Origin of the sequence: Marinobacterium nitratireducens, assembly GCF_014645375.1 — a bacterium.
Taxonomy (GTDB): domain Bacteria; phylum Pseudomonadota; class Gammaproteobacteria; order Pseudomonadales; family Balneatricaceae; genus Marinobacterium_A; species Marinobacterium_A nitratireducens.
The window spans coordinates 648234-664140 of the sequence record NZ_BMLT01000001.1; the positions used below are offsets into that span (position 1 = coordinate 648234).

A 15907-nucleotide genomic window follows, 5' to 3' on the forward strand; every position below is an offset into this window, starting at 1 on the left:
CGAGCGGCTGGCTGGCGCCTCAACCTTCGAGACGCTGCAAATGGCGAAGAAAGTCTTCGGGCTGGATGACACCGATCAGCGTCAGCTGCGGCTTGAGCGTACCCTGGGCGTCGTAAAACAGCAGCGCAGGCGGCCCTACGACCCCGTATTCACGGCTGAGGCGTTGCGCCGCGTCGTCATTGGCGGTGACGTCGACCTTGATCAGCTGGAAACCGGACAGCGCCTGCCGTACCCGGTCATCGTCGAAGGTGACGTACTCCAGTTCATAGCAAGACACGCACCAGTCAGCGAAAAAATCCAGCATCACGGGCTGCCCGCTGCGCTGCGCCTGTTCCAGCATCGGTTGCAACTGATCCATCGAGGTCACCTTGCTGAATGCAAGCGAGGCCCTTTCGGTCTGGCCTCCGGCCAGGCCCTGCAGCGGGTACACCAGGCTGCGGCTGCCGGCGAACAGGCCCACCATCAGCGCCAGGCCGTACACCAGCAGGATCAGACCGACCCCTTTCCACAGCCGGTGCCAGCCGCCGGACTGGTCCGGCAGCCGGTCCAGGGCGTTCATGTAAACGGCGGACACGATCAGTACCAGCGCGGTCAGCGCCATGGTGGCGCGGGTCGGAATGATGCGATCGAGCATCCAGATCGCCATCAGCAGCAGCGCGACACCGAATGCCGCCTTGACCGCCTCCATCCAGAGCCCGGCCTTGGGCAGCAACTTGCCGGCCGACGCGCCCACCAGCAACAACGGCACGCCCATGCCAAGACTCAGTGAAAACAACGCCAGGCCACCCAGTACCGGATCCCCCGCCTGGCCGATATAGATCAGCGCGCCGGCGAGCGGCGCCGCCATGCAGGGCCCGACGATCAGTGCCGACAGCAGACCCATGGCCGCCACGCCGATGATAGTGCCGCCATGACGGCGGTTGCTGGCGCGGGTCAGACGGCTCTGCCAGCTGGAGGGCAGCTGCAACTCGTAAAAGCCGAACATCGACAGCGCCAGCAACACGAACAGCATGCTGAAGGCGGCGATGATCCAGGTATTCTGGAACGCCGCCTGAAGGTTGGCGCCGAACAGGCCGGTAAAGACCCCGGCCAGGGTGTAGGTGACCGCGACGGCCAGCACATAGACCAGCGACAACCCCAGCGCCCTGGCGGTGCTGATACGGTGTCCGTGACCGGCAATGATGCTGGAGATGATCGGGATCATCGGAAAGACACAGGGGGTGAACGACAGTGCCAGCCCCGCGACGAAAAATGCGCCGAGCGTTACCGCAAGACCTGCATTGCGCAGCAGGCCGACGAAACGGTCCTGCTCGCTGACCGGCTCAGACCCGACACCATAGCTGACCGCGGATGCCGGCGCGGCGGCGGCCACAGCTCCGGCGGCGTCGCCCGGGCCGGCATCCGTTCCACTGCCGGCTACCGGCGTGCCGACGCCCCCGATGTCCCGGGACGGAATGCCGGCCAGGCTGATTTCCCGCGTGACCGGCGGGTAACAGATGCCGCCCTCCCAGCACCCCTGGTAGCTGATCGAGATACGATCGTCGACCGCCTCCGTGCTCAGGCTGGCCAGTTGCAGCTCGACTTCGGCGAATTCGTGATACACCTGCACCTTGCCGAACAGCGGGTCGTCTTTCTCTTCCGACGGCGCGTCGATGCGCCCGACAACCTCGCTGCGGCCATCGAGACTGCTGAACTCCATGCGGTCCCGATACAGATAATAGTCGGGTTGAATGGTCCAGAGCAGCCTGACCTTGCCGGGTTCCAGTTGCTCGAAATCCATGTGAAAGGCGTCATCGACCTGCAACGGCCCGTCTTTGCCGAACGGGTTGCTGTCGAACAGCCCCGCCTGAGCCTGAAAGCCGAGTCCGGCCAGCAGCAGCAGGCCTGCGAAAAAGCATCGGAAAGAATTGAAGCGCACGGGATTCCAGTTCCACGAATTTACATTTTGGCAGCCGGTAGACCACGCCACCGGCGCCGAGTTCGCATGCCGGCAAGGACCGGGCGGGCGCCATTGTACCACCCTGGCGCCGCGGCGGCGCCCGCCGCGGCCGCGTCCGGACTTATAACCATCTGATTAATGTGATAAAAAGGTTCGCAGATGCACAAAGCGCCCGCTTCCGCCACCACCCGACCGGCTTTCCGGATACTCAGGCGGAACCTGCGCCCTGCACACCAAGGTTATTTCCCATTGCCAAGGGCACGGCGCCCGTTCGCTGTAGAGACAAGTCCATGACCGACAAACGCTTAGACGACCTCAATATCGAATCCATCTCCATCCTGACCACGCCGGAAGCGCTCAAGGCCAAGCTGCCGATCAGCGAAACCGCCGCCGCCACCATCATGGAAGGCCGTGAAACCATTCGCAATATCCTGGACGGCAAGGACAAGCGTCTGATCGTGGTTGTCGGCCCCTGCTCCATCCACGACCCCAAGGCAGCGCTGGAGTACGGCCGTCGCCTCAAAGCCCTGGCGGATGAGGTCAAGGACAGCCTCTACCTGGTAATGCGCGTCTATTTCGAAAAACCGCGTACCACCGTTGGCTGGAAAGGCCTGATCAACGATCCGCACATGGACGACTCCTTCGATATCGAGCAGGGCCTGCATATCGCCCGCAAGCTGCTGATCGACCTCTCGGAACTGGGCCTGCCGCTGGCCACCGAAGCCCTGGACCCGAACAACCCGCAGTACCTGCAGGACCTGATCTCCTGGTCGGCCATCGGTGCGCGCACCACGGAATCCCAGACCCACCGTGAAATGTCCTCGGGTCTGTCCTGCGCCGTCGGCTTCAAGAACGGCACCGACGGCAGCCTTGGCGTGGCCATCAACGCACTGCAGTCGGTCAGCCACCCGCACAGCTTCCTCGGTCTCAGCGAGAAAGGCGAAGCGGCGATTATCCGCACCACCGGCAACCGGTACGGTCACGTGGTACTGCGCGGCGGCAACGGCAAGCCGAACTACGACTCTGTCAGCGTCACGCTGTGCGAGAAGGAACTGGCGAAAAACAACCTGCCGCTGAACATCATGGTCGACTGCAGCCACGCCAACTCCAACAAGGATCCTGCGCTGCAGCCGCTAGTGGCCGAAAACGTCGCCAACCAGATCCAGGAGGGCAACACGTCGCTGATCGGCCTGATGATCGAGTCCAACCTCGGCTGGGGCAATCAGTCGATTCCGGCCAATCTCGATGATCTCAAGTACGGCATCTCCGTCACCGATGCCTGCATCGACTGGGACACCACCGAGCGCACGCTGCTGAAGATCAACGAACAGCTCCGGGACGTGCTGCCCAAGCGCTGAGCCATCACGCCGGGACGAGCCACGCTCGTCCCGGCGCCCATAGGGCCGTCTCGGCTCAATGCCTCTCCCCTTCGGGACGCCCGACCTTCTCCATCTGACGATAAAGACCGAGCCCTGCTATCAGCCCGATTGCAGCCAGCCCGCCCCAGATCCACTCCCGCTCCAGGCTTTGCGACGAAAGCAGGGCCCCCAGCACCAGATGCCCCGAAAAGGCGGCAAGCCCGCCGATGCAGGAATAAAGGCCGTAGTGGCTTCCCAGCTCCGAGCGCTCGCAAAAACGCGGTACGCTGGCGGCCAATAGCGGCATCACCAGCATGGATCCAAGGCTAAAGGTCACCGCGAAACCGACGAAACTCAGGCGAACTTCCGTGGCGAAGTGCGTCAGAAACCAGAGAAAGGAGCTCCCCATCAACACAAGACCCAGTCCCATGGTCCTGCTGCGTCCCAGCAGCCCGGGTACCCGGCGATTAAGCGGCACCTGCAGACATATCCCCAGCACCGACGAAATCATGAAGACCGCCGTGATCACGCCCGCATCCAGGCCCCGCGTCTTCACCTCGTTCGGCAGCGACAGGTACAACTGATGAAAGAACAGGTGAAAGGCACAGGCGAAGACAATGAACCCCATGAAGCGCGGGTTGCGCAACATCGTCTGCCACTGCCGCCAGAAAGGCGAATCGGCGCCCTGTCGCTTTTCCTGCGACGTCAACTCCGGCAGAAAACGCCACTGTATCCAGAGCAGCACCAGAAACAGCAATGCCGCGCCAAGACCGACCAGCGCGAAGTCGAAACTCAGCAACGCTATGCCGACCAGGGGCCCAAGGAACATACCCGCCTCGCTGCTCCAGTTCTGCAGCGCAAAAATACGGTCTCGACTGTCGCAATCGGGCGCTTCATAGGCCAGATAGGCATTGCTAGAGGGCGTAAATAGCGCGCCGGCCAGACCGGTCAGAAAAGCCCCCGCCAGCAGAGCCGGAAGCTGCTGCGCTATCGCCAGTAGCGCAAAGCCGGCGACCCGGACCATGCACCCCAACAGGATCAGGCGCTTGTAACCGAGATAGTCCCCCAGAGTGCCACCGACCAGAAACAGACCCTGCTGGCTCAGAACCCGCAACCCGATTACCAGCCCCGCATACCAGGGACTGAGACCCAGGGTTCGCTGCAAATGGTCCGCCAGGTAGGGCAGCAGCATGTAGAACCCCAGATTGAAGGTAAATCCGTTGGCGATCAGAATACGACCTGCGACCGACACTTCGCGCCAGTCGTGCATAAGATGAGAGGCGCGCATCATCCGGCCAGCGCCGACCGAGCCTGCGTTTCGGGCACCGCAACCGACTGCCCGGAACGGCTGCGACGCGGTGTTCGTACGAACGGCACTCCCTGTTGATCGTATGCCACCTCGGCGCTGACACCGTAGACCTCATGCACCAGCTCGGGACTCAGAATCGCAGCGGGCGCGCCTTGCGCGATCAGTCGGCCGCCTTTGAGAACCAATAGATTATCGGCATACTGCGCGGCCAGATTCAGATCGTGCAGAACCATGACCGACACCCAGTTCTGCCGGTGCGTCTGCTGATCGAGATGATCCAGCAACACCTGCTGAAAATGCAGATCGAGGGCACTGACCGGCTCATCCAGCATCAGGATACGCGGATTGCGCATCAGTGCCTGGGCGAAGAGAATCATCTGGCACTGGCCGCCGCTCAGGGTGCGCACATCGCGATGGGCTAGATGCAACAGCCCTATCCGGTCCAGCGCCCTGAGGGCGGATTCGATCAACGGGTCCCGGAGCTTCAGGGACAGGGCATCCAGTTGCCCCAGCAACACGACCTCGAGCACCGTCAGCCCGATATCGAGCCTGATATCCTGGGGCATATAGCCGAAGCGCTGACGCCAGTGACCGGTCTGGCGGTAGTCCAGACGCTCGCCGTCGAACAGCACTTCTCCGCTTTGCGGTCGGATATCACCGAACAGCACTTTCAGCAAAGAGCTTTTGCCGGTACCGTTCGGCCCGATAATCACGTGGGTTTTCCCCGCCTGCAGCTGGAAACTGAGCCGGTCGGCCAGTAGCAGGTCGTCGAATGCCAGCGACAAGTCCCTTATTTCGAGCATCAGTGCGACCTCTTGCCGATAATCATCCAGAAGAAAAACGGCACTCCGATGATTGCTGTGACGATACCGATGGGAAACAGTGCGCCCGGCACTATGGATTTTGACAACACCGATGCACTGGACAGCAGAAAGGCCCCGACGAGAAACGACAGCGGCAGAAAATAACGCTGATCCTCGCCGACCAGCATACGGGCGATATTCGGAGCGACGATGCCGATAAAGCCGATGATGCCGACAAAGCTGGTTACTGTGGCGGTCATCAATGCCACTATCACCAGGATTCTCAGGCGCAACCGCGCAACATTGACCCCGAGGCTCTTTGCCCGTGACTCCCCCAGTCTCAGTGCAGTCAGCTTCCAGGCATCCCGCATCAGCAACGTCATGCAGACCAGGGTAACCGACGCGGTAATGCCGACGTTCGTCCAGGTTGCCTTGGTCAAACTGCCAAAGAGCCAGAACAGTATCTGCTGGCTGAGTTCTGGAGAGGAAACGAACTGCACCAGCGACAGTAGCGACTGAAACAGGAACAGCAGCGCAATGCCCGCCAGAATAAGCTGACCGGAGGTGATATGGCGCATCATCGCCAGGCCAAACAGCAGCCCTGCCGACAACATGCAGCAGACGAACGCCCCCACAGGCACGGCAAGCTGGGCGCTGAGTCCGAAGGAACCGGCATACAGCATCAGGGCCGCGCCAAATCCCGCCGCCGCCGCCATGCCCAGAGTGTAGGGACTGGCCATGGGATTGTTCAGCAGGGTCTGCATCTCGGCGCCGCCGACACCCAGCACGCCACCGACGATCAGCGCCATCAAGGCGATCGGCAGGCGAAGACTGATAACGATGACCTCGGAGGTGGGCTGCACCCCGACAGGCACACCGACCAGTCGCAACAGTACATTGACCACTTCCTCCACCCCGAGCATCGAGGGACCGGTGGCGATATCCATCACGAAGGACGCGACCAGAACACAAAACAGCGCCAGTAGAATCCAGGTACGCCGTTGCTCGTTACGACGCTGCAGACTGAGCGTCTGCGCAACAGTAGTGTTTGTCATCTGACAGAATGTGACTCCAAGTGAAAATCATTTGCATGCGCATTTTAATTAAATATATTATCCACACAACCTCCCGGCCTGAACAATTGCCCCATTCGCCGGTTTTTCTTTCAATAAAACAAACAGTTAGGAAATCTCATGCTGAAGAAACTGCTGGGCCTGACCGCCCTGATCTTCTCGTCGATGAGCTTTGCGCAAATGACGACTGTCACGGATGTGCTGGACCGCGAGGTCACCTTCGATGCGCCGGCCCAGCGTGTCGTGGTGGGCTTTTATCCCGAAGACTACATGGCGATCGGTACCGAAGCGGCCTATGACAGGGTTGTCGGCATGTCCAAGTACATCTGGCAGGCGCGCGAGGCGAACTGGGAAATGTACCTCGAGCACCGCCCGTCCCTTGATCGGATTCCCGGTATCGGCCGCGTCGATACCAAGACATTTTCCGTCGAAAAGGTTATCAGCCTGCAACCGGACCTGATCCTGCTGGCCGAGTGGCAGTTCAAGGGGCTGGGGAGTGAGATCGAGCGCCTGGAAAGCGCTGGTATTGCGATCGTCGTCGTCGACTACAATGCCCAGACGCTTGAGCGCCACGTTCAGAGTACCCGGCTGATTGGCGTCATCACGGGACAGGAACAGCGCGCGGAGAAGATTTCCGCCGAGTACACCCAGATTGTCGAAACCATCACCGGCCGCCTGAACGAGTCACAACTGCCGATGCCGAAGATCTATACCGAATTCGGCTCGGCCGGCGTTGACGAGATCGGTTATACCTTCGGCAAGAACATGTGGGGAGCCATTTCCAAAATGGCCGGCGGTGACAATATATCCGCGCCTTTTGTCGAATGGTGGGGCAAGCTGAATCCGGAACAGATCATCGCGGCCAATCCGGACATCATCGTCATCACCGGCTATGAAACAGCGGGAAGTCACAACGGCATGATCATGGGTCAGGGAGTTGCGGAAAAAGACGCCAGAGAGCGCCTGGCAGGATTCAAGCAACGCCTGGGCTGGTCCACGCTGGACGCCGTCCAGAATAATCGCCTCTATGCCGCCTATCACGGCGCCTGTCGCACCATCCTCGACGGCGCCATGATCCAGTTCTACGCAAAAGCCATGTATCCGGAACTGTTCGAGGATCTTAACCCGGAACAGGCCTACAGGAAGTTTTACGACGATTACCTTCCGGTAACACCCGAGGGCACTTTCGTTACTGCGCTCTGAAGAGCGATCGTCGGAAACAAAAAAGGGCCCGTGATTGCGGGCCCTTTCCTGTTTGGCAGCCGACAGCCGGCTGTTGTAGCTGCCGTTAGCGGCTTTCGCCGGCAGCGGCGGAATCCTTGGCGATCTGCTTGCGCAGGAAGCCGATACCGAAGACGACCATGCCGATGCAACCGGCCACGATCAGAATGCTGGGCGCAAAGGAAACCAGGCTGTATTTGTCGATACCTGTCATAGAACTGTACCTGTGATGCTGTGCCCTATTCCGGGTCCGGCGGTTTCGCTCTGTCGGCGCGTCCGGCCCGAGGGCATTAAATTTCCGCTTGCCGGCAGGACGATTCCTGCCGCGAGCAACCTCGAAGACGGTTGCGATTCTAACCGCAAGGCGAATAAATGACCAGCATCAATGCGTCAGGCAGATTCCCCGGCCGGGCCAGAGCCTCAGTCGTCCCGCTCCAGGCGCCGCACCAGGCTGCAGGTGTCCCAGCGTCCGCCGCCCATGGCCTGAACATCGGCGTAGAACTGATCGAGCAGCGCCGTGACCGGCAGGCTGGCGCCGTTGTTGCGCGCCTCCTCCAGCGCGATCCGAAGATCCTTGCGCATCCAGTCGACGGCGAAGCCGAAATCGAACTCGCCATCGAGCATGGCTTCGTGCCGGTTGTCCATCTGCCAGGATCCGGCAGCACCATGACGGATAACGTCGAATACGGCGCGGCCATCTAGCCCGGAACGTTTGATGAAATGCACCGCCTCCGCCAGCCCCTGCACCGCACCCGCGACGCAGATCTGGTTGACCATCTTGGCCAGCTGACCGCTGCCGGCCTCCCCCAGCAAGCGCGATGATTTCGCGTAGGCGGCAATCACCGGCTCGACGCGGGCGAAGACGCTTGCCTCGCCGCCACACATGATGCTGAGCACGCCGTTCTGGGCGCCGGCCTGCCCACCGGAAACCGGCGCATCGAGAAAGTGAAGACCACGCTCTTTAGCCGCCTTGTCGAGCTCGCGCGCCACATCGGCCGAAGCGGTGGTATGGTCGACCAGAACGCAGCCCTGCCCCATTCCGGCGAAAACGCCGCCATCTCCCAGCACCAGCTGCCGAAGATCGTCATCGTTGCCTACACAGGTGAAAACGATCTCGGCGCCGGACGCCGCCCCGGCCGGTGTTTCGCTCATTCGGCCGCCAAATTCCGCAAGCCACTGACGGGCCCTGGCCGTGGTACGGTTGTAAACACAGACATCGTGTCCCTTGCTCAGCAGATGCGAGGCCATGGGGTACCCCATGGTACCCAGCCCCAGAAATGCGACCTTCATCGTGACTCCTTCCAGCTCTTAAACGGTTGAAAAGCGTATTCGTCTGCCCCTTTATGCCACAGCTAGGCGACCCGTTGCCAATCCCGAAGCCGAACCGCTGGCCATGCTGGCGCAGCATTTCTGTTAAGCTTGGCTAAAACGTACAGACCGGAGGCACCATGCGGGCTTTGATCGGGGGCGTACTGCTGGCATTCGGGCTGGCAACGACAGCCGCGCCGGCCACTGAGGCCGTCTATTCACTTGAGTACAGGGATCTCGAGCACCAGCCGGCACCGCTTGCGGAATACCGCGGCAAGGTGCTGCTGCTGAATTTCTGGGCCACCTGGTGCCCTCCCTGTGTGCGCGAGATGCCGTCGATGGACCGTTTGCAGCAGCGGTTTTCTGCCGACGAACTGGCGGTGATCGCGGTCAATGTCGGCGAGAACCGGGAGGGCATCGAGGACTTCCGGCAACGCCTCGACCACCCGCTGCGCTTTCGCATACTGCTCGATGAAAGCGGCAGCGCCTTTACCGAACTGGGCATCCCCGGCCTGCCGATGACCTTCCTCTACGACCGGGACGGCAACCTTGTCGAAACCCACGCCGGCGCCGATGACTGGGACTCGGATGCGCGGGTCGAACAGATAGAGGCGTTGCTGAAACCGTAGGATGGGTCAAGCGATGCAGCGGGACAAATCTTCCGTCACCACGTGGCCCGGGGATCGCGGCCCCATCATGTCGATCGTATTGCAGATCGACTGGCCTCGGCGGGCACTCAACTTTCGGTTCCCAGTGGGTTCGATGCGGCGCGAACCATCAATCCGCCACAAGATGGGTTGCGCGACGCCCTGCATCGCGCCGGGGACGGATTGACTGCTGCCAAGCGTCGCTACATTAGCTTCACTCAATGCTTATAGGGATCCGCGGCATCGAGCAGACCGTCGCCGAGGAACTGGTAGGCCAGCACTACCAGAATCACCGGTATCACCGGATACAGCAACCAGGGATAGAGCACCACATAGTTGATGTTCTGCGCCTCGTTCAGCAGCACCCCCCAACTGGTGACCGGTGGCCGAAGCCCCAGCCCCAGAAAGCTCAGCGCCGTCTCGCCGAGAATCATGGTCGGGATCGACAGCGTCGCCGAGGCGATCAGGTGACTGACGAAACTCGGCATCAGGTGCTTCATGATCACGCGTCCGGGTTTGGCCCCCATCAGCTGAGCCGCGACGCAGAAATCCTCCTCACGCAGGGCCAGCAGCTTCGAGCGCACGGCGCGCGCGAGCCCGGGCCAGTCGAGCAACGCCAGCAACACGGTGATGCCGATAAAGATCAGCGTCGGCGGCCAGGTCACCGGCAGTATGGCCGATAAGGTCATCAGCAGAGGCAGCATCGGGAAAGAGCGTATGATCTCGATTACGCGCTGCACCACCGTATCGACCATGCCGCCGTAGTAACCCGCCACCCCGCCGATGGTAATGCCGAGAAAGAAGCTGATGGTGATGCCGATCAGCCCCAGGGTCAGCGAAATCCGTGCGCCGTAGATGATGCGCGACAGCATGTCGCGGCCGAGCCGGTCGGTGCCGAGCAAAAACAACTGCCCGTCCTGCGACGGACAGACCAGGTGAAAGCTGCCCTCCACAAGCCCCCAGAAACGATAGCCGGCGCCGGGATAATCGTTGCCCGAACAGAAGAAACGCAACGGATGGCGCTGGGTGCGGTCCTCGCCGTATACCCACCGCAGGTTTTCCATATCGAGGCTTACCTCGATGCCGTAGACGAAAGGCCCGACAAACTCGCCATCATCGAAAAAATGCAGTTCCTGCGGCGGCGCGAACAGATAGCGGGTATGACGCTCTTCCAGGTCGTACGGCGCAACAGCCTCGGCGAAAATCACCACCAGGTACATCAGGGTCAGAAAGCTGGCGCTTATCACCGCCAGCCGGTGACGCTTGAGCTTCCACCAGGCCAGGCGCCACTGCGAGGCCATGTAGTAGCGCTCCTGCTCCGGCGTCAGCTCCAGCACCGAATGCGGGTTGAAGGGCTCCGGGTTGACGTAGTGTTCCACTGGCCGCCGGCTCATCGTTTGCGTCCTCCTTCGAGCCGGATGCGCGGATCCAGCACCGCCAGCGCCAGGTCCGATATCAGGGTGCCAACCACCGTCAGCAGGGAAATGAACATCAGGAAGCTGCCGGCCAGATACATATCCTGCGACTGCAGCGCCTTGAGCAGCATGGGCCCGGTGGTCTCGAGCCCGAGTACCACCGAAACGATCACGGCGCCGGAGATCATTTCCGGCAGCAGATTGCCGATGTCGGCGATGAAGGGGTTGAGCGCCATGCGCAGCGGATACTTCACCAGTACCTTGCCGGGCGCGAGCCCCTTGGCCTTGGCGGTCACCACATACTGCTTGTGCAGCTCATCGAGGAGATTGGCGCGCAGACGCCGGATCATGCCCGCGGTACCCGCGGTGCCGATGACGATCACCGGCACCCAGAGATGCTCGAGCACCGACATCGCCTTGCCCCAGGTCCAGGGCTGGTCGATGTAGCGCGCATCCATGAGACCGCCGATATCGGTGCCGAAATAGGCCTTGGCGAGGTACATCAGTATCAGCGCCAGCAGGAAGTTGGGCGTCGCCAGGCCGATAAAGCCTAGAAACGACAGCGCAAAATCGCCGGCGCTGTACTGACGCACCGCCGAATAGACGCCGATCGGGAACGACATCACATAGACGAACAGCGTGGTGACGAAGGCGACCACCATGGTCATGAACATGCGATCGCCCACCACCTCGCTGACCGGCTTGTCGTGCTCGAAGGAGTGCCCGAGATCCCCCTGCAACAGGCCGCCGACCCAGTACAGGTACTGTTCCACGGGGTTGCGGTCGAGACCGTACTCCTCACGCAGATAGGCAATGCGTTCCTGGCTGACGTTTTCGCCCTGCGACTGCAGTTCGTTGACCATGGTGGTGAGATAATCGCCGGGCGGCAGCTGAATGATGGTAAATACCAGCACGCTGATCACCAGCAGCGTGGGTATCATCATCAGGACGCGACGCACGATATATCGCAGCATGAATCAGGGCTCCGGTTTAAGCCAGAAGGTATCGGGTGAATACAGCCCGAAATGGGCGCCCGGATCCCAGTTCCATATCCCCTCGTCCGGCACGTTCTGCAGCTGGCTGTCGATCGCGATCGGCTGCATCACCCCGGCCAGGATTCCGATGGAGAAGACATTGTCGGCGTGTACGTCCAGCATCTGCTGCCAGGCTTCCCTGCGACCCTGTTCGCTCTCGGCGCCGTACCAGCTGCCGAGCAGTTCCATCAGATGCTTGGCCTCCGGCATGTCGATGGGCGAACCGGCCGCACCGTTGGTCTCGTAGTACTGGCCGAACTTGGGCCACTGGTAATATTCCTGCTTCACAGGCGCCAGTTCATAGGGTGAGTTGGCGACCGTGGCAATACCGTTCTCCAGGCCCGACGAGATCGTCATCTGGGCTTCGCCGGCATAAACCCGGCGCCGGACGTTATCGAGGTTGGACGGCTTGATATGCAGCTGCACGCCGATCTGGCGCCAGGAGTCCGCGATCAGCTGCAGTACGTCCGCCTGCTCGCTGGTGCCGTCGAAGGTCTCGACGATGATCTCGAGCGAGCGGCCGTCCGGCAGCTTGCGGATCCCGGCGTTATCGCGGTCGGTCAGGCCGATGTCGTCGAGCAGCGCATTGGCCTTGTCGATATCGAACTCGGCCCAGCGCTCGCGATACTCGGGCTTGTAAAGCGGCGACCGGGGCAACAACGTATTCTGCCCGGTCACGGCCATGCCGTAGTAAATGACCCTGTTGATCTCGGCACGGTTGATGGCCAGCGACAGCGCACGCCGAAAGCGCACGTCCCGGAACAGCTCGCGCCATGCCGGATCCTCGTGGTTGAGATTGGGGAACAGCGCCTGGTGCGCTCCCTTGGCGATTTGCCACAACGCTACGCGGAAGCCGTAATCCGGCGCGTTGCGCTTGAGCAGCGTATAGTCGCTGAAACGCAGGTACTGGGCCTGCAGGTCGGTTTCGCCGGTCGCCGCCTTGGCGGGGATCAGCTTCGATTCGGTGATACCCATGACGATCGAATCGATATAGGGCAGCTGATTGCCCTCGGGATCGACGCGATGGAAGTAGGGATTGCGCTCGAAGAGGTAACGGCTGCTGGGGCTCGCGGTGGTCTGATGCCAGGGCTGCAGCACCGGCAGGTCGGGATTGTCATTGCGATACAGGCGCCCGAGCGAGGTGTGCAACGCCGACCAGTCGCGCTTGTGCTGCTGCTCGACCCGCTGCGCCAGCTCTCCGGCATCGGCGTACTTCTCGTGGAACTGCTTCATGTAGTGCGCCGGCGCATAGATATAGAGCGGTGCCGCCGCCGCCAGCGAGGCGAGAAAGTCGGGGTTGGGGTCCTGCCACTCATAGCGCACGGTGGTGGCGTCCGGGAAGGTGACGGTGGGAAAGCGGCCATTGACCTTGAGCAGCGCAGGCGGGCCGACAGGATACAGCTGCTCGTTGTTGGCAACATCCTCCCACCAGTATCGAAAATCTTCCGAGGTGAAGGGTTCACCGTCGGACCAGCGATGCCCCTCGCGCAGATGCAGCGTGAAGACCCGCTCATGGTCGACCTCGACCGACTCGAGGATGTCGGGCACCAGCTCGAGCTGCTCGCTATAGCCGACCAGACGCGCGTAACCGTAGACGGTCATGCGACGGGTGTCCTTTTCCTTGCCCATCAGCATGCTCAGCTTGCCGCCGTACTGGCCGACCTTCCTGCCAAGCGCCTCGTAGTCGAGCTGCAGCGGCTTTTGCGGCAGCCGCTGCTCCAGGGGCGGCAGCGTCCCGGCCGCCACCTGCTCTGCCAGCGCGGGCGCCTCGTTGTAGGCAGCCGACACCGGCGCGTACAGCGCCATCGACAGCAGCATGGCAGCGGCACTGCAGTTGTAAATAGACTTCATGCAACCAACTCCTCTCGGCGCGTTCCCGCAGCGGCCCTGACGTAGTGTCCGTCCTCGACCTCGATCAACGAAGCCGGCGCGTCCGGATGGTGCGTGAACGGTGCGGGCCAGGCCAGCGGATCGGATGCCCGGTCCAGCATCAGGCGTTCGAAATCCAGCAGATGGTCGGGATTCGGATCCGGCACCGCACTCAGCAGGGCCTGGGTGTAAGGATGCAGCGGCCTGCGGAACAGCAGTTCCTTGGGCGCCAGCTCCACCAACTGGCCACGACACATCACCGCGATACGATCCGCGATATAGTCCACCACCGCCAGGTTGTGACTGATAAAAAGATAGGTTAATCCCAGCTGTTTCTGCAGGTCTTTGAGCAGATTGAGTATCTGCGCCTGCACCGAAACATCGAGCGCCGATACCGGCTCGTCGCAGATAATCAGTTCCGGACTCAGCGCCAGCGCCCTGGCAATGCCGATACGCTGGCGCTGACCACCGGAAAAGCTGTGCGGATAGCGCTGCAGGTAACGCACATCGAGCCCGACCAGTTCCATCAGCTCGCGCGCGATGGTCTGACGCTGCCGGCGCGTGCCGACTTTATGGATCACCAGCGGTTCGGTAAGGATGTCATAGATGGTCATGCGCGGGTTGAGGGACGAGAACGGATCCTGAAAAACGAACTGCATGCGCTGGCGGAAATCCGTGAGCTCCCTGCCGTCGAGCGCCAGCAGGTCGATATCCCGATAACCGTCATAAAAGCTGACCTGCCCCTGATCCGGTTTCAGTGCCTGCATCAGAATCTTGCTCAGCGTGGTCTTGCCGCAGCCGCTCTCCCCCACCAGCCCCAGACACTCCCCGCGCATGATGTCGAAGCTGACATCGTCCACGGCCTGCACGCGGGTTTCGTGACCGCCGCCGGTGGCGCGGATTCGAAACTGCTTGCGTACGTTGCGGACGCTGAGAATCGGCCGGTGGCGGTCGTAATCCGCCGGCAGCGGATGCTGTGGCGTATGCAGGTTGTCGGTATTGGGCTTGATCTCGCGTATCGGTACCAGGCGCTCGTCCCGGGCCATGTCGAAACGCGGCACCGCACGCAGCAATGCCTTCAGGTAGGGATGGGACGGCTCGCGGAAGATATGGTCCAGCGTGCCGTATTCCATGACCTCGCCGTGATAGATCACCACCACCTCTTCCGCCATATTGGCCACCACACCGAGGTCGTGGGTGATCAGCAGCAGCGCCATATGCAGCTCCTGCTGCAGATCGCGGATCTGTTTGAGGATTTGCGCCTGAATGGTGACGTCCAGCGCGGTGGTGGGTTCGTCGGCTATCAGCAGCGCCGGGTGGCAGACCAGCGCCATCGCGATCATGGCGCGCTGACGCAGCCCCCCGGACAACTCGAACGGATAGGTACGCAGCGCACGCTGCGGGTCCGGAAATCCCGCCAGGCGCAGCATCTCGGCGGTCAACTCCAGCGCTTCCGAACGGGTGACCGCGCGATGCAGGCTGAGCGCCTCGGAAATCTGATCGCCGATGGTATGCAACGCCGAGAGCGAGGTATTGGGTTCGGGAAAGATGATCGAAATGCGCCCGCCGCGAATCTCGCGCATCTGCACGCTGTTGCGGTCCAGTGCCGCAATATCGGTGATCTGCCCCGAAGCCGGGTCGCGCAACAGAATCTCGCCGGTATCGATGGTGCCGGCCTTGGGCAGCAGCCCCATGATGGCCTGACTGATGACCGACTTGCCGGAGCCGGACTCACCGACGAGCGCCACCGAAGCGCCGGGGTCTATGGTGAACGAGACGCCCTTCACCGCCTCGACCACCCCCTCCGGCAGACGAAAGGAAACCCGCAAATCCCTGACCGCTAATAGGTGATCCAAAACCCGCTCACTCCCTTCCTTATTAATAACCTAGTGTAGGTTATAGTCAGAGGAGCGGGCGGCGTCCACGTTCAG

The 15907-nt window shown here is 61.6% G+C and carries 13 protein-coding genes; 3 read left to right on the top strand and 10 right to left on the bottom strand.

Annotated elements, in window-relative coordinates; all coding sequences use genetic code 11:
- Positions 1 to 19 precede the first annotated feature (19 nt).
- Positions 20 to 1918: a protein-disulfide reductase DsbD gene (dsbD, locus tag IEX85_RS02865; protein ID WP_188858084.1), complete on the bottom strand. Its 1899-nt coding sequence runs from the start codon at positions 1916 to 1918 to the stop codon at positions 20 to 22.
- 311 nt (positions 1919 to 2229) lie between these two features.
- Here dsbD and IEX85_RS02870 point away from each other — a divergent pair, with 311 nt between their 5' ends.
- On the top strand, positions 2230 to 3297 hold the full coding sequence (locus tag IEX85_RS02870) for a 3-deoxy-7-phosphoheptulonate synthase (protein WP_188858086.1): 1068 nt from the start codon (positions 2230 to 2232) through the stop codon (positions 3295 to 3297).
- 55 nt (positions 3298 to 3352) lie between these two features.
- Here IEX85_RS02870 and IEX85_RS02875 read toward each other — a convergent pair whose 3' ends face one another.
- The 3 genes from IEX85_RS02875 to IEX85_RS02885 are packed head-to-tail and all read right to left on the bottom strand — an operon-like array spanning position 3353 to position 6464.
- Entirely contained in the window at positions 3353 to 4588 is a 1236-nt protein-coding gene (locus IEX85_RS02875; RefSeq protein WP_229721760.1) for an MDR family MFS transporter, read from the bottom strand.
- Positions 4585 to 5409 carry an ABC transporter ATP-binding protein gene (locus tag IEX85_RS02880; protein ID WP_188858088.1) on the bottom strand — a complete coding sequence of 275 codons (825 nt, stop codon included), beginning with the start codon at positions 5407 to 5409 and terminating at the stop codon, positions 4585 to 4587. Before IEX85_RS02880 ends, IEX85_RS02875 begins: the two co-directional genes overlap by 4 nt.
- Complete coding sequence (locus IEX85_RS02885) at positions 5409 to 6464, bottom strand: FecCD family ABC transporter permease (RefSeq protein WP_188858090.1); 1056 nt, start codon at positions 6462 to 6464, stop codon at positions 5409 to 5411. The genes IEX85_RS02880 and IEX85_RS02885 overlap by 1 nt, the downstream gene beginning before the upstream one ends.
- Positions 6465 to 6602: 138 nt before the next feature.
- Between IEX85_RS02885 and IEX85_RS02890 the strand changes: the two genes are divergently transcribed.
- Positions 6603 to 7685, top strand: coding sequence for an ABC transporter substrate-binding protein (locus tag IEX85_RS02890; protein ID WP_188858092.1), 1083 nt, complete (start codon positions 6603 to 6605; stop codon positions 7683 to 7685).
- 85 nt (positions 7686 to 7770) lie between these two features.
- On the opposite strand, the gene IEX85_RS02895 is transcribed toward IEX85_RS02890, so the two are convergent.
- The gene (locus IEX85_RS02895) at positions 7771 to 7917 is read right to left on the bottom strand and encodes a hypothetical protein (RefSeq protein ID WP_188858094.1); all 147 of its coding nucleotides are present in this window, start codon (positions 7915 to 7917) and stop codon (positions 7771 to 7773) included.
- A 206-nt stretch (positions 7918 to 8123) separates the two neighbouring features.
- The gene (locus IEX85_RS02900; RefSeq protein WP_188858096.1) at positions 8124 to 8993 is read right to left on the bottom strand and encodes an NAD(P)-dependent oxidoreductase; all 870 of its coding nucleotides are present in this window, start codon (positions 8991 to 8993) and stop codon (positions 8124 to 8126) included.
- Between the two features lie 158 nt (positions 8994 to 9151).
- Here IEX85_RS02900 and IEX85_RS02905 point away from each other — a divergent pair, with 158 nt between their 5' ends.
- Complete coding sequence (locus IEX85_RS02905; RefSeq protein WP_188858098.1) at positions 9152 to 9640, top strand: TlpA family protein disulfide reductase; 489 nt, start codon at positions 9152 to 9154, stop codon at positions 9638 to 9640.
- A gap of 236 nt (positions 9641 to 9876) precedes the next feature.
- Here the strand turns inward: IEX85_RS02905 and IEX85_RS02910 are convergent, their stop codons facing one another.
- Genes IEX85_RS02910 through IEX85_RS02925 form a run of 4 tightly spaced genes read right to left on the bottom strand, consistent with a single transcriptional unit; the run spans position 9877 to position 15832 of the window.
- Positions 9877 to 11052 carry an ABC transporter permease gene (locus IEX85_RS02910; protein ID WP_188858100.1) on the bottom strand — a complete coding sequence of 392 codons (1176 nt, stop codon included), beginning with the start codon at positions 11050 to 11052 and terminating at the stop codon, positions 9877 to 9879.
- A complete protein-coding gene (locus tag IEX85_RS02915; protein WP_188858101.1) occupies positions 11049 to 12047 on the bottom strand; it encodes an ABC transporter permease in 999 nt (332 codons plus the stop codon). The genes IEX85_RS02910 and IEX85_RS02915 overlap by 4 nt, the downstream gene beginning before the upstream one ends.
- Positions 12048 to 12050: 3 nt before the next feature.
- Positions 12051 to 13958, bottom strand: coding sequence for an ABC transporter substrate-binding protein (locus IEX85_RS02920; protein ID WP_188858103.1), 1908 nt, complete (start codon positions 13956 to 13958; stop codon positions 12051 to 12053).
- A complete protein-coding gene (locus tag IEX85_RS02925) occupies positions 13955 to 15832 on the bottom strand; it encodes an ABC transporter ATP-binding protein (protein ID WP_188858105.1) in 1878 nt (625 codons plus the stop codon). The genes IEX85_RS02920 and IEX85_RS02925 overlap by 4 nt, the downstream gene beginning before the upstream one ends.
- Positions 15833 to 15907 lie beyond the last annotated feature (75 nt).

What these genes read in the sequence shown, in the direction of transcription:
- IEX85_RS02870 (WP_188858086.1), top strand. Translation starts at nt 2,230, where the DNA reads ATGACCGACAAACGCTTAGACGACCTCAATATCGAATCCATCTCCATC.
- IEX85_RS02875 (WP_229721760.1), bottom strand. Translation starts at nt 4,588, where the DNA reads ATGATGCGCGCCTCTCATCTTATGCACGACTGGCGCGAAGTGTCGGTC.
- IEX85_RS02880 (WP_188858088.1), bottom strand. Translation starts at nt 5,409, where the DNA reads ATGCTCGAAATAAGGGACTTGTCGCTGGCATTCGACGACCTGCTACTG.
- IEX85_RS02885 (WP_188858090.1), bottom strand. Translation starts at nt 6,464, where the DNA reads ATGACAAACACTACTGTTGCGCAGACGCTCAGTCTGCAGCGTCGTAAC.
- IEX85_RS02890 (WP_188858092.1), top strand. Translation starts at nt 6,603, where the DNA reads ATGCTGAAGAAACTGCTGGGCCTGACCGCCCTGATCTTCTCGTCGATG.
- IEX85_RS02895 (WP_188858094.1), bottom strand. Translation starts at nt 7,917, where the DNA reads ATGACAGGTATCGACAAATACAGCCTGGTTTCCTTTGCGCCCAGCATT.
- IEX85_RS02900 (WP_188858096.1), bottom strand. Translation starts at nt 8,993, where the DNA reads ATGAAGGTCGCATTTCTGGGGCTGGGTACCATGGGGTACCCCATGGCC.
- IEX85_RS02905 (WP_188858098.1), top strand. Translation starts at nt 9,152, where the DNA reads ATGCGGGCTTTGATCGGGGGCGTACTGCTGGCATTCGGGCTGGCAACG.
- IEX85_RS02910 (WP_188858100.1), bottom strand. Translation starts at nt 11,052, where the DNA reads ATGAGCCGGCGGCCAGTGGAACACTACGTCAACCCGGAGCCCTTCAAC.
- IEX85_RS02915 (WP_188858101.1), bottom strand. Translation starts at nt 12,047, where the DNA reads ATGCTGCGATATATCGTGCGTCGCGTCCTGATGATGATACCCACGCTG.
- IEX85_RS02920 (WP_188858103.1), bottom strand. Translation starts at nt 13,958, where the DNA reads ATGAAGTCTATTTACAACTGCAGTGCCGCTGCCATGCTGCTGTCGATG.